Source organism: Streptomyces flaveus, from assembly GCF_014647675.1.
Lineage (GTDB): Bacteria > Actinomycetota > Actinomycetes > Streptomycetales > Streptomycetaceae > Streptomyces > Streptomyces flaveus.
The window spans coordinates 172,895-184,697 of record NZ_BMPQ01000019.1 but is presented as its reverse complement, the minus strand read 5'-3'; the positions used below and the strand labels follow the sequence as shown (position 1 = coordinate 184,697).

Annotated in this window: 10 protein-coding genes and 1 pseudogene; 3 read left to right on the top strand and 8 right to left on the bottom strand. The window is 70.0% G+C overall.

Features of this window, described 5'->3' with window-relative positions:
• Together IEZ21_RS47895 and IEZ21_RS30860 are read right to left on the bottom strand one after the other, a co-directional pair.
• Positions 1 to 73: pseudogene (locus IEZ21_RS47895) on the bottom strand (transcriptional regulator); the annotation flags it as partial.
• Between the two features lie 248 nt (positions 74 to 321).
• Positions 322 to 1,488: an aminoglycoside phosphotransferase family protein gene (locus IEZ21_RS30860; protein WP_189325137.1), complete on the bottom strand. Its 1,167-nt coding sequence runs from the start codon at positions 1,486 to 1,488 to the stop codon at positions 322 to 324.
• 233 nt (positions 1,489 to 1,721) lie between these two features.
• Here IEZ21_RS30860 and IEZ21_RS30855 point away from each other — a divergent pair, with 233 nt between their 5' ends.
• Positions 1,722 to 3,218 (top strand): DNA-binding protein NsdB, encoded by a 1,497-nt coding sequence (locus tag IEZ21_RS30855; RefSeq protein WP_189325136.1) that lies wholly within the window; start codon positions 1,722 to 1,724, stop codon positions 3,216 to 3,218.
• A gap of 51 nt (positions 3,219 to 3,269) precedes the next feature.
• On the opposite strand, the gene IEZ21_RS30850 is transcribed toward IEZ21_RS30855, so the two are convergent.
• The 3 genes from IEZ21_RS30850 to IEZ21_RS30840 all read right to left on the bottom strand — a co-directional run bounded on the left by IEZ21_RS30850 (position 3,270) and on the right by IEZ21_RS30840 (position 7,888).
• Positions 3,270 to 4,703, bottom strand: coding sequence for a PP2C family protein-serine/threonine phosphatase (locus IEZ21_RS30850; protein WP_189325135.1), 1,434 nt, complete (start codon positions 4,701 to 4,703; stop codon positions 3,270 to 3,272).
• Positions 4,704 to 5,049: 346 nt separating this feature from the next.
• The gene (locus IEZ21_RS30845) at positions 5,050 to 6,660 is read right to left on the bottom strand and encodes an alpha/beta hydrolase (protein WP_189325134.1); all 1,611 of its coding nucleotides are present in this window, start codon (positions 6,658 to 6,660) and stop codon (positions 5,050 to 5,052) included.
• Positions 6,661 to 6,766: 106 nt separating this feature from the next.
• Positions 6,767 to 7,888, bottom strand: a complete 1,122-nt coding sequence (locus IEZ21_RS30840; RefSeq protein WP_189325133.1) for an acyltransferase family protein — start codon at positions 7,886 to 7,888, stop codon at positions 6,767 to 6,769.
• Positions 7,889 to 8,077: 189 nt separating this feature from the next.
• On the opposite strand from IEZ21_RS30840, the gene IEZ21_RS30835 reads away from it, so the two are divergent.
• The gene (locus IEZ21_RS30835) at positions 8,078 to 8,866 is read left to right on the top strand and encodes a GNAT family N-acetyltransferase (RefSeq protein ID WP_189325132.1); all 789 of its coding nucleotides are present in this window, start codon (positions 8,078 to 8,080) and stop codon (positions 8,864 to 8,866) included.
• A 113-nt stretch (positions 8,867 to 8,979) separates the two neighbouring features.
• On the opposite strand, the gene IEZ21_RS30830 is transcribed toward IEZ21_RS30835, so the two are convergent.
• Together IEZ21_RS30830 and IEZ21_RS30825 are read right to left on the bottom strand one after the other, a co-directional pair.
• On the bottom strand, positions 8,980 to 9,552 hold the full coding sequence (locus IEZ21_RS30830) for a GNAT family N-acetyltransferase (RefSeq protein WP_189325131.1): 573 nt from the start codon (positions 9,550 to 9,552) through the stop codon (positions 8,980 to 8,982).
• A gap of 143 nt (positions 9,553 to 9,695) precedes the next feature.
• Positions 9,696 to 10,145: an SPW repeat protein gene (locus IEZ21_RS30825; protein WP_189325130.1), complete on the bottom strand. Its 450-nt coding sequence runs from the start codon at positions 10,143 to 10,145 to the stop codon at positions 9,696 to 9,698.
• 132 nt (positions 10,146 to 10,277) lie between these two features.
• On the opposite strand from IEZ21_RS30825, the gene IEZ21_RS30820 reads away from it, so the two are divergent.
• The gene (locus tag IEZ21_RS30820) at positions 10,278 to 10,703 is read left to right on the top strand and encodes a hydrolase (protein WP_189325129.1); all 426 of its coding nucleotides are present in this window, start codon (positions 10,278 to 10,280) and stop codon (positions 10,701 to 10,703) included.
• On the opposite strand, the gene IEZ21_RS30815 is transcribed toward IEZ21_RS30820, so the two are convergent.
• Complete coding sequence (locus IEZ21_RS30815) at positions 10,687 to 11,730, bottom strand: acyl-CoA dehydrogenase family protein (protein WP_189325128.1); 1,044 nt, start codon at positions 11,728 to 11,730, stop codon at positions 10,687 to 10,689. The two genes, IEZ21_RS30820 and IEZ21_RS30815, sit on opposite strands and share 17 nt — an antisense overlap.
• Positions 11,731 to 11,803: the final 73 nt, after the last annotated feature.

Genomic DNA, 11,803 nt, shown 5'->3' with positions numbered 1-11,803 from the left:
GCACCCTTATCCGTACGGGATGTCCCAGCATCCGGAAGAACTCGGCCTTGGCCTGGTACAGCGGAACGGACACGGCCCCTCGGCTTCCCTGACAGCGCCCCACCCGGGGGCAGGCGAAAGCCGTGCCCGCGGCTACCTGCGAGCATGGCCAGCACAGCATCTAATCAATTGCAAAATTTTGCAATTCGGCATCTGCTGCTGCCGGGCCGACCCGGCGGGCGGGACGGGCAGGCCAGCCCTTCTGTCCCACCGGGACGTCGCACGCATGACGAAGGTCCGCGGTCGCCCTGTGCCGGGCGTACCGCGGACCGTTCATCCCCGTCAGCGAGTGCCGACCGCCGCTCGAACGGCCCGGCGGGCCAGCTGGCAGTCGTCGTGCAGCCGCCTGAGCAGCAGCCGCTGTTCCTCGCCGGACGGTGCGGCACCCGGGTGGGCAGGTCCCGGTGCCACCGGGGTCGCCTCGTGCATCGAACGCTGCACGGCCGTCTCGTACGTACGGATCTCACGGGTCAGGACGAGCATCAGGTTCACCAGGAACGCGTCCCGTGCCGCGGGCCCCGCCGACTGCGCGAGCTGGCTGATCTGCCGCCGGGCCACCGGGGCGTCGCCGAGGACCGACCACAGCGTCGCCAGGTCGTAGCCCGGCAGATACCAGCCCGCGTGCTCCCAGTCCACCAGCACTGGACCGGCTGGTGAGAGCAGGATGTTCGACAGCAACGCGTCGCCGTGGCAGAACTGGCCCATCCCCTGGCGCCCCGCCGAGTGCGCGATGCCGTGCACGAGCTTCTGCAGATCGCCCATGTCCCGGTCGGTGAGCAGTCCCAGCTCGTGATACCGGGAGATCCGTGCCGCGTAGTCCAGCGGGGCGTCGAACGTCCCCGCCGGCGGACGCCACGAGTTGAGCCGGCAGATCGAGCCCAACGCCGCCCTGATGTCCGCCCGCGGCGGCGTCTCCGCCGGGTGCCGCTGCAGTGCCGCGACCCGCCCCGGCATCCGCTCGATGACCAGCGTGCAGTTGTCCGGATCCGCCGCGATCAGCCGTGGCACCCGCACCGGGGGCCGGTGCCGCACGAACGAGCGGTATGCCGCTATCTCATGGCGGATCCGCTCGGCCCACACTGGGGAATGGTCGAGTAAACACTTGGCGACGGCGGTGCTGCGCCCCGTCGTTCCGACGAGGAGCACCGCGCGGCCGCTGCGGCGCAGCACCTGCACCGGAGCGAACTCCGGACAGATCCGGTGCACCGACGCGATCGCCGAGCGCAGCTGCGCGCCCTGAGGGCCGGACAAGTCGAGTCTCCCGCTGAGCGGTTGGTTGCCGCCCCCCGGTACGCGCCGCGTCCTACCGGCACCGATCACGGGTGACCCCTGGCGTGCGGGGTCCAGGTAGGGGCCGCTGCCCGCCCTCGGCTCCCCGGCTCGGGGAGGCTGTGGACGCGGGCGCAGCGACCGGGGCGGAGCGGACACGGAGGACGATGCTGCGTACATGGGTGATACGGATCCCTTCGTGTGCCTGCGAGTTACCGCGCTACCCGCCCCGGCCGCCTCGGTGCACCCTGGGGAATGTCCCTACGGCGACCGGGTCGGGGTGGCGCGTTCCTACCTGACACCCGATGCGCACTGGCACACCATCTGGCGCACCCTGGCGAACCCTGGCGAATAGTCCCGCAGCAACTGACACGGGGTTACTGTCAACTCAGCCGAGAACCTGGGGGCTTGACGTGAGCGGACAACCCAACACCCGTCTGGCGGATCTGTTCGGCCTGGCCGGCTGGTCCAAGGGCGAGCTCGCGCGGATGGTCAACCGGCAGGCGGCGGCCATGGGCCACCCCCAGCTGGCGACCGACACCTCGCGAGTGCGGCGCTGGATCGACATGGGAGAGATCCCGCGCGATCCCGTTCCGCGGGTGCTGGCAGCGCTGTTCACCGAGCGTCTCGGCCGTGTCGTGACCATCGAGGACCTCGGTCTGGTCCGGCACGGGCGTACGGGGAAACGGCCGGGCGGCGGGAGTGCGGAACATCCCGACGGAGTGCCATGGACGCCCGAGCAGACTGCCGCGGTCCTCACCGAATTCACGGGAATGGACCTCATGCTCAACCGACGCGGCTTGGTGGGCGCGGGCGCCGCGCTCGCCGCAGGATCCGCACTCAGCAGCGCCATGCACGACTGGCTGCACTCCGACCCGGCCCTTTCGGCCGACGCCCCCGTACTCCACGATCCCCTGCACGCCGACCCCGCCGGGTACGACCGCTATGAGGCCGCCCCCATCGGGTCGCAGGAGATCGAGGAACTGGAGCGCTCGGTCGAGGTGTTCCGGGCCTGGGACGCGGCCCGCGGCGGCGGGCTGCAACGCAAGGCTGTCGTGGGACAGCTCAACGAAGTGGGCGGCATGCTCGCCTACCGACACCCCGACCATCTGCAGCGGCGCCTGTGGGGCGTCGCCGCCAACCTCGCCGTCCTCGCGGGCTGGATGTCGCACGACGTCGGCCTGGAGCCCACGGCCCAGAAGTACTTCGTCATCGCCGCCCACGCCGCCCGTGAGGGCGGTGACCGGCCCCGAGCCGGCGAGGCGCTCTCCCGCGCCGCACGCCAGATGGTGCACCTGGGGCGGCCCGACGACGCACTCGACCTCATGAAGCTCGCCAAGTCCGGCTCCGGAGACGAGGTGCTGCCGCGCACCAGGGCCATGCTCTTCACCATCGAGGCCTGGGCCCAGGCCTCGATGGGCAGGGGCCAGGCCATGCGGCGCACCCTCGGAGAAGCGGAGGAACTCTTCGTCTCGGACAAGAACGACGTACCGGCGCCCAGCTGGATGCAGCTCTTCGACGAGGCGGACCTGCACGGTATGCAGGCCCTGGCCTACCGGACGCTCGCGGAGCACGAGCCGGCGGCTGCCGCCATCGCGCAGCGCCACGCGAAGGAGGCACTCCAACTGCGCGAGAAGGGACGGGACCGGTCGCAGATCTTCGACCACATCTCCCTCGCGTCCGCCTGCTTCATCGCCGACGACCCCGAACAGGCCGACCGGTACGCACGCCTGGCCCTGACCTCGATGGGCTCGAACTCCTCCCATCGCACCTGGGACCGGCTGAGGGAGATGTACCGGCTGACGGGGCAGTACTCCAGCTATCCGAAGATCCAGGACCTGCGTGAGGAGATCAAACTGTCGCTGCCCAAGGGCTGGAACGTCCGGGGTGGCAACAGCGCACGGGCATAGGGGGACCGTGCGCTGTGAACTGAACGAATGTGAACAGTAGCCAGACAGTAGTCAGGTGGCGACTCTGGCGATGAGCACGCAGGCGTCGTCCTCGCGTTCCGTCTCGCCGAACTCCTCCACGACCGTCCGTACGCAGTCCTGTGCGGCACGGGCCTCGCCGAAGCGGGGGGCCAGGTCGAGGAGGCGGTCCACTGCCGCGTCACGACTGCGCCCGGGGACCAGTCCATCGGTGTGCAGGAGCAGCAGGTCGCCTGGTTCGAGCGGTACTTCGGCCTGCCCGTAGGCGGCGCCCGAGGTCGCGCCGAGCAGGACACCGTCCGGAGGCGACAGTGCACGCCCCGTCCCGTTGCGAATCAGCAGGGGGGCGGGGTGTCCCGCCTGCGCCCATACGAGCGTGTGGGTCTCGGGCCGGTAGCGGCAGCACACGGCGCTGCCGAGGGCCGGCTGGGCCGACGCGTCCAGTAACTGGTTGAGCCAGGCCATGAGTTGGCCGGGTTCGCTGCCCGCCATGGCCATCCCGCGCACCGCGCCGAGCAGCATCGCCATGCCGGAGGTGACGGTGGTTCCGTGCCCGGTGAGTTCACCCACGCTCAACAGCGTTTCGCCGCCCGGCAGTTCGAGGGCGTCGTACCAGTCGCCGCCGATCAGCGCGCTTGTCGAGGCGGGCAGATAGCGGACGGCCACATCCAGGGCCGGCGCTCCTTGTCGCGGGAGCCGCAGGGAGCCGCGCCACGGCGGTAGCACAGCCTCCTGCAGCTCGACCGCGAGCCGGTGCTCGGTCTGCGCGAGGTGCCGTTGGCGTTGCAGCGAGTCACGGGTCTCGCTCACCGTCCGTTGGCTGCGGCGCAGTTCGCTGACGTCCCGCAGCACGGCCCACATCGAGGCGGTGCTGCCGTCGGCCGCGAGCACGGGCTCGCCCATCATGTGCACGGTCCGTACGCCGCCGTCCGGGCGCACGATCCGGAACTCCCCGTCGATCGGCTTGGCGTCGATGAGGCAGTCCGTCACCATCACCGTCAGCCTCGGCCGGTCCTCGTCGAGCACCATGGACGGCAGCTCGTCGAGGGTGAGCGCGGGGGCGGCGGGGTCGCGGCCGAGGATCTGGTAGAGCTCGCCGGACCAGCTCGCCTCGTCGGTCAGCAGGTTCCATTCGGCGCTGCCGACCCGGCTGAGCAGCGAACCGTGCCCGGGTGCGGACGGCACGGTTCGGACCACGGCCGCCGCATCGTCGGGTGTCACGGGCACGGGCGGCGGTCCGTCCCGCAACTGCGCCAAGTGCTCGTCGAGATCGTTCAGTTGGTGCACGGCCAGATCACACAGGGCACGCTGCCAGCGTCCTTCGGGGTCCGTGTCGTCGATCCGCGCGTCACGCCGCACGGCGTCCACGTCGCCGCGCAGCCGACGCGTCTGCGAAATCAGCGCGTCGACCGAGCCGCGTGGGGGCGGCTGGGCGGCTGGGTGGTCCGCCGAGAGATGGGACGGCATGACGTACTCCGATACAGGCCCGGTACGACCAAGGCTGAGGGAAGGACCGGTTACGACTCTTGCACAGCCCGCGACGCGCTGTAAGGGATTTGGCAAGAAGCGATGAGGTCATGCCTGTGGCATATGTCTACGTCCTCATGGAGTGCCCTGGCTCGGGCGGATCGAGTACGCGTGACAGTGACCAAATCGTAGACAGGATAGGCGAGTTGATGGAGTTGTGACAGTAGGCGCCGACTCCTTCAAGCGCGTGTTCGACGAGCGTGTGTACGGCTGTCGAATGTCGTGCCCCGGGCGAGGGAATGGGGCATATGTATGGGGCCGTGTCGGGGCCGACAGCCACGCTCGGTCAGGAAGGCGGCCGCTCCTGAGCCCCGCAGGAGCTTCCGGCGTCCGCGAGCCGGCCGTACAGCAGGAAGTCGTCGACCTTCTCGTGCACGCACTTCGACGAACCGTACCCCGTGTGGCCCTCGCCCTTGTTGTCGAGCACGACGGCCGACGGGCCGAGCCGCTTCGCGGTCTCCACGGTCCAGCGGTACGGGGTCGCCGGGTCGCCGCGGGTGCCGACCAGGAGCATCTTCGGGGTGTCGACGTCGCGTACGTCCTCCCGGATGTAGTCGGTGCCCTTGGGACGGCCGTAACACATGAGCACCTGGGTGAGCCGGTAGCGGCCGAAGACCGGTGAGGCCTCCTCGTACTCGGCGCGCAGCCGGTCGAGATTCCTGGTGATCCGGGCGGCGGTGGGGCGGTCGGGATCGTCCGCGCAGTTGACGGCCATGAGCGCGGCCGGGAGGTTGTCGAGAGGGATGTCCGCCTCGTCGACGAGCCCGCCGTTGCCGGGCGCCGCGATACCGCCGGCGGAGAACCGCATCAGTCCCCGGGTGTCACCGTCCTCGACCAGCGATCGGAGCGCCTGCGAAAGGGCCGGCCACAACTTCTTGCTGTAGAGGGCCTGTCCGAGGGCGCCCGCGAGATCCTGGCCGGAGAAGGGCTCGCCGAACTCCGTCGGCAGGGGATCCTCGTCCAGCGAGCGGACCAGGTCGACCATGTGCTCCCTGGCCGTGCGCGGATCCTGGCCGAACGCGCAGCTGATGTCGTCGGTGCACCAGGTGAGGAAGTCCTCCAGCGCGGTCTGCAGTCCTTCGGTGCCGGCGAGGGCCTGCTCACCGAGCGGCTCGGTGAGCGTGTCCACACCGTCGAGCACCAACCGGCCGGCCTTGTCCGGGAACTGAGCCGCGTAGACCGCGCCCAGCCGCGTTCCGTACGAGAAGCCGAGGTAGTTGAGCTTCTTGTCGCCGAGGGCATCGCGCATGATGTCCAGGTCCCGGGAGACGTTGACCGTGCCGATGTGCGGGAGCACGGGCCCGGAATGCTTGGCGCAGGCGTCGGCGGACTTCCTGATCAGCTTCAGCGCGGCCTGCGGATCGTCACTGTCCGGTTCGGTGTCCTCGGCGGGGCCGCCCGTCGGATCCGCGACCCCGTCCCCGCAGCTGACCGGTGAGCTCCTGCCGACGCCGCGCGGGTCGAAGGTCACCACGTCGTAGCCGTCCGTCAGGCCCATGAAGTAATCGCTGCCGGCGGCGAGTTCACTGACTCCCGAGACGCCGGGGCCGCCGAAGTTCAGCAGTACGGAACCCCTGGAATCGCCCGTCGCCCTGAAGCGGGCCAGGGCTATGTCGAGCGTTGCGGCACCGGGTTTCGCGTAGTCGAGCGGAACGGTCACCTTGCCGCACTGCAGATCCTCGGGAATCCCCATCCCGGCGTCCTCGCACTTGCCCCAGTCGATCTTCTGGTCGTAGAAGCGGGACAGGCCGGGCCGCTCGGCCGCGGTCACCGGCTGACCGGCCGCGCCCGCCGTCGCCGGCCCGGCTCCCAGCAGAGCCTGTGGCGGCAACGCGACTCCCACCAGGGCCAGCGTCACAGCGCCGGCGAAAGCGCAGCGGTGGTGTGTGAACAGCATGGAACCCTCCAGGGACGCCCCGGCCCAGGACCGGGATTCCCCCTGGCTCACGATAAGGGCCCACCCCCGACCACGCCTCTGGGCGAGCGCGACGCCCGCAGGAGGCTTATCCTTCGCGCCGCACCGGCTCCGCGGCCTTCGCGGGGGCGTCTCTCTGCTCGCCGAACGCCCACGACATGCGCGGCTCGACGACGAAGCGGAAGACGGAACGGACCGGCCCCGAGCACAGGAACGTGATGAGGCCGACGGCAGCCGCCGTGACCGCCAGCTCGCCGAGCGGGGAGTGCAGCCAGGGGTGGTCGTACCAGTCGAAGAAGCGGGACGACTTGATGATGAAGCCGTGCAGCAGGTAGCCGTACATCGTTCCCGCGCCCAGGGCCGTGAACCACAGGTGGCGTCCCGGCACCCAGGCCAGGAAGCAGGCGGTCAGGGCCAGCGCCAGGCAGAACAGCACGGGCGTGCTGAACAGGCCCACCCAGTTCGGCACACCCTGGCCCGTGACGCTGCTCTTGTGCAACAGCCACCTGGCGTCGAACCAGGGCGCCACCGCGTACGCCGCCACGCACGCGGCCACGCCCACCGGCACGGCGAGCAGCCGTACGCGCCAGGTGCGCAGCCGGTCGAAGTGCTCGGCCCGCAGCGTCAGGCCGAGCACGAAGAACGGCAGAAACTGCAGGGTCCGCTGGATCGATATGTCCCCGCCGAGATCCGGTGAGACCGAGGCGAACACGGCGAGCCCCATCGCGATCGGCACCGGGTGGCGCAGCGCCAGCCAGACCGGGGTGGTCAACCGCCAGATGAACAGCGCCACCAGGAACCACATCACGTACCAGGGATCCAGCAGACTGAACGGATACTTCCAGTCGTCCTGCGCCCACCGGTAGAAGAGCGTGTACGCGCACTCGAAGACGAGATACGGCACGACGACACCCGTCAGCAGCCTGCGCACCCGCCCCGGCGCCATATCGAAACTCCGGGAGAAATAGCCGGAGATGAGCGCGAACGCGGGCATGTGGAAGGCGTAGACGGTCAGATACGCCGCCGTGGCGGCCCGGCCCCCGTACGTCAGCGGCTGCCAGGCGTGAGCGCAGGCCACCAGCACGATGGTGAGGTATTTCGCGTTGTCGAAGTACGGGTCCCGGCGGGCCGGCGGAGGCTTGGACGGCGTTCTGGGCGGCGGCTCCGAGACCGCCACGGGTGCGGGGGCCGACACATCCTGCGACACCATGTCTCCAAGCTTCGACAACGTGGAACTGATCCCTCCCGCCCGCCACTGTCACATACGGCGCGGTGGTACGAGGCGTTCACATCTGGCTCGGCGGACACCGGTGGCTGAAACCCGATCCCAGGTCCGCACGGCCTCCGCCGGGCACTGAATTCCGTTGCCCGGCGGGCATGCGCGTGGTGGAGTGCCGGTATGGATCATGCAGCGGTACTGGAACTGTTCGACCGGGACATGCGCGAAGGAGCGCAGCCCGACGGCCCCGGTGCCGTGGTGGAGCGTGCCGGGGGAGTGGTGCGGCAGGCCGGATCCGAGCAGGGCTGGAACGGTGTCCTCTGGTCTCGGCTGTCGGGACTGGCGGAGGCCGACGTGGACGCGGTGATCACCGAGCAGGTGCGGTACTTCGCGGGCCTCGGCCGCGACTTCGAGTGGAAGCTGTACGGGCACGACCGGCCCGCGGACCTTGGTCGGCGGCTGCGCGCGGCCGGGTTCACCCCCGAGCCGGAGGAGACGCTGATGATCGCCGAGTGCGGCGAACTGAGCCTCGACGCCGAGCCACCCGAGGGCATCGAACTCCGCCCCGTCACCGACCGCGCGGGCGTCGACCTCATGGTGGACGTACACGAGCATGCCTTCGGCACGGACAGCTCCCGGCTCCGCCACCAGCTGCTGGCCCAGCTCGACGCGGACCCGGACACGGTCGTCGCCGTCGTGGCTCTCGCCGGTGACATGCCGGTGAGCTCGGCCCGCATGGAGCTCACACCGGGGGCCAGGTTCGCGGGCCTGTGGGGCGGCGGCACCGTCCCGGCCTGGCGTGGCCGCGGCATCTACCGCGCACTCGTCGCCCACCGGGCCCGCATCGCCGCCGCCCGCGGCTACCGCTACCTCCAGGTCGACGCCTCCGACCAGAGCCGCCCCATCCTCGACCGACTCGGCTTCGCAGCGCTGACCACGACGACGCCGTACGTGTACGCCCCGCGCTGACGTCCCTCACACGCGCGAGGCGTCGCCGTCTCACAGGTCGAGCTGGTACTCCACGGCCCTTCAGGGGGCCGACTGCACCGGACCTCGGCACAGCCGGCCAGCAAGTCGGTCGGTCAGTCGGCCGACTGTCCGGTGTGGCCGGTGCGGGCCCAGGTCTGCAAAGGGATCTCCCGCCCCCTCGACATGCGCAGGACGGGTTCGGTGTCGACGAGGGTGAACCCGGTGGCCCGCGCGACCGCCCTGCTCGCCGTGTTGCCCTCCTCGATGCACAGGACCACGCGCCGGGCGCCGGTGTGGCGCAGGGCGTAGTCCGATACGAGGCGTACGGCTCTGGAGGCCAGGCCCTGACCGCGGTGGGCGGCGCCGACGCCGTAGGCGAGCTCGACGTCCCGTTCGTCCACCTGGTTGCGGAACAGCAGGACCTCACCGCGCGGCACGACACCGTCCGTGGTGATCGCGAACTGCGCCTTGCGCCCCTGAGCGCGCGCCGCGAACGCCTCGGCGAGGTACGTGTGAGCCGCCGGAATGTCGAACGGCGAGGCCACGGGCGTCCAGCGCGCCATCTCGGGGTCGTCGTACAGCTCGACCAGAGCGAGCACATCGTCCGTCGACCACTCACGCAGCCGGATCCCGTCCCCTTCGAGGCGGAGTCCTGGCGGCAGGGCAAGTGATGGTCGGATGTCCATGCGTGGATCATGCCGCACGCTGCGTGGGCGGCCAAGAGAGCCTCAAGCCTGTACGGAGACCTCGTACGGAGGCCGGCCCGCGACGTGTACGCGCGGACCGGCCTTCTGCCCTCATTCGTGCAGATGTCCTTCTACGCCTGCTCCTACGCCCGCGGTGTGCGCTTCGTGCTCTTCGCCGATGCGGCCGCGCACACGGCTCCCAGCACCACGGCGAGACCGCCGATGACGATGTTGTTGACGATCACGCCCGCGTCCGGGCTCTCGCCCACGATCCACGGCGAGATGATCATCCACACACCTATGGCGCACATGGCCCAGCTCAGGCCGTACATCCGCTCCGGGGCTCTGGTGAATCCGAGTGCCAGCAGGCCTATCGCGATGCCCATGATGAGGTTGTGCGTCACGAGTGCGGGCTGGCTTGTAGTGAAGTGGAGAATCCACGGGGAGGTGGCGCAGTACAGACCGAGCAGGAACACCGGTCCGTCCACGAGCGCCACATCGCGACCACCAAGCATGCGGGCATAACGGTCCCGCATTTCGTCTACGTCCGGGTGAGTGGTGATGTCACCTCTGGTGCGCGAGACGTCGGCCATGACTCGTCTCCTTCGTTCTCTGCAGGCCCGACCACTCTGGTGCGGTATGCGGTAAACACCGCGTATCTTCATTCTGCGCTTATTTTTTCCTTATGTGTAGTGGTCGGCGAGGCTGGAGGGGAGGAAGCAACGGTGGCTGACGTGCTCGCGCGGATACCCTCGGACATGTGGGCGATCCCGTACGTCGGTGCGCGGTTCCCGGGATCCGCAGCGGTACGCGACCGACCGGGCCTCATCGACGGCGCCAACTGCCAACTGTTCGCGTACGCGGTTCTCGAACTATTCGGCGTATTCGGCCTGGAATCCGCCGCCTGGCGCTCCAGCGACCTGTGGGCCGATACCCGGCTGACGCGCCGCGTCGCGGTCGCCCAGCCCCTGGACCTCGTCCTCTTCAACGCCATCGACGAATCGTGGGGCGCGCACGTAGGGGTCGTCGTGGAGGAGGGCCGGATCCTTCACCTGTGCGCCGAGGTCGGGCGCCCCGCGGTGTGGAGCATGGCGGAGTTCGCCGCACGAGAGCGGTACCGGACCCTGCTCGGCTTCAAGCGGATGCGCTGAACGCCAATGAGGCAAGGTGCGCCGCCCGCGACTCGGCGGTCTGGCCCTGCACCAGCAGGAACATCGCCTCTCTTGCCAGGCGTTGGGCCTTGCTGGTCAGGGCCATCGCACGCCCGCCTCCCGTCACCAGCGCCGCGGTGGTGGCCGTGCGCATCACGTCGTAGGCCTGGGTGCGCAGAGCCAGTCGTTCGTCCAGGTGCTCGTGCGGCACCGGGTGGTCGGCCAGCGTGTAGGACCGGCGGCGTACCTCGTCGAGGCGGGTGCGCAGCGGAGCGGCGGTGTCGTCGTCCAGCAGAGCGAGGGCCGCCTCGGTGATGCCGAACACCGCCGGTGACGCGTTCACCGTCTTCGCGCGGTCGGTCACGGACCATCGTTCGTACGGCACCCGCAGGGCGACCGCCTCCTCCGGCACCCGCAGGCCGTCCAGCTCCACGGACACCGTGCGGGCGGCCGTGAGGGCCGCGAGCCGCATCGGCGGTGACGGGCGCAGCCCCGGCTGCTCGCGTGCCTCGGTGAAGGCGAACATCACCTCGGCCGTGTCCGTCACGCCCGCGAGCAGCATCACGTCGTTCAGCCCCCAGCCTGTGTACCAGGGCACGGTGCCGTCGAACCGCCAGCCTCCGGGCTCGGGCGCGGCTCGTACGGGAACCCGGGGAAAGGCACGGACATGGGCGTACGCGATCCCCGCCAGCAGCTCGCCCGAGGCCAGGGGGCGCAGCAGCTTCTCCCGTACGGGTGAGTCGTAGGTGGCGAGCACCTTCACGGGCGTGTGGTGCTGGGTCTGCACGAACCACGTGGAGCAGCACGCCCCGGCCAGGATCTCCGCGGTTTCCCGCGCCACCGCGGCGGGCGCCGCCGACCCGCCGTACTTCGTCGGCGCGCCCACTCCGAGCAGTCCCGACCGCCTGACCGCGTCGATGTGGCTCGCGGGCACGGTCTCCTGGTCGACCCGCTCGGCATGCGGGGCGAGAAGGTCGTGCGCGAGCCGGTGGGCACGGGCGACGAGGGGGTGAGGTGCGGTGGTCATGGGAGAAATTCTCGCGGCCGGGCAGTGCGAGGTGTCGAATCGGGGGTGTGTCGTTCGTGTAGGAGGTGGAAGG

Coding starts and splice junctions, on each gene's coding strand:
- IEZ21_RS30860 (WP_189325137.1), bottom strand. CDS start 1,488: ATGTACGCAGCATCGTCCTCCGTGTCCGCTCCGCCCCGGTCGCTGCGC.
- IEZ21_RS30850 (WP_189325135.1), bottom strand. CDS start 4,703: ATGCCGTCCCATCTCTCGGCGGACCACCCAGCCGCCCAGCCGCCCCCA.
- IEZ21_RS30845 (WP_189325134.1), bottom strand. CDS start 6,660: ATGCTGTTCACACACCACCGCTGCGCTTTCGCCGGCGCTGTGACGCTG.
- IEZ21_RS30840 (WP_189325133.1), bottom strand. CDS start 7,888: ATGGTGTCGCAGGATGTGTCGGCCCCCGCACCCGTGGCGGTCTCGGAG.
- IEZ21_RS30835 (WP_189325132.1), top strand. CDS start 8,078: ATGGATCATGCAGCGGTACTGGAACTGTTCGACCGGGACATGCGCGAA.
- IEZ21_RS30830 (WP_189325131.1), bottom strand. CDS start 9,552: ATGGACATCCGACCATCACTTGCCCTGCCGCCAGGACTCCGCCTCGAA.
- IEZ21_RS30825 (WP_189325130.1), bottom strand. CDS start 10,145: ATGGCCGACGTCTCGCGCACCAGAGGTGACATCACCACTCACCCGGAC.
- IEZ21_RS30815 (WP_189325128.1), bottom strand. CDS start 11,730: ATGACCACCGCACCTCACCCCCTCGTCGCCCGTGCCCACCGGCTCGCG.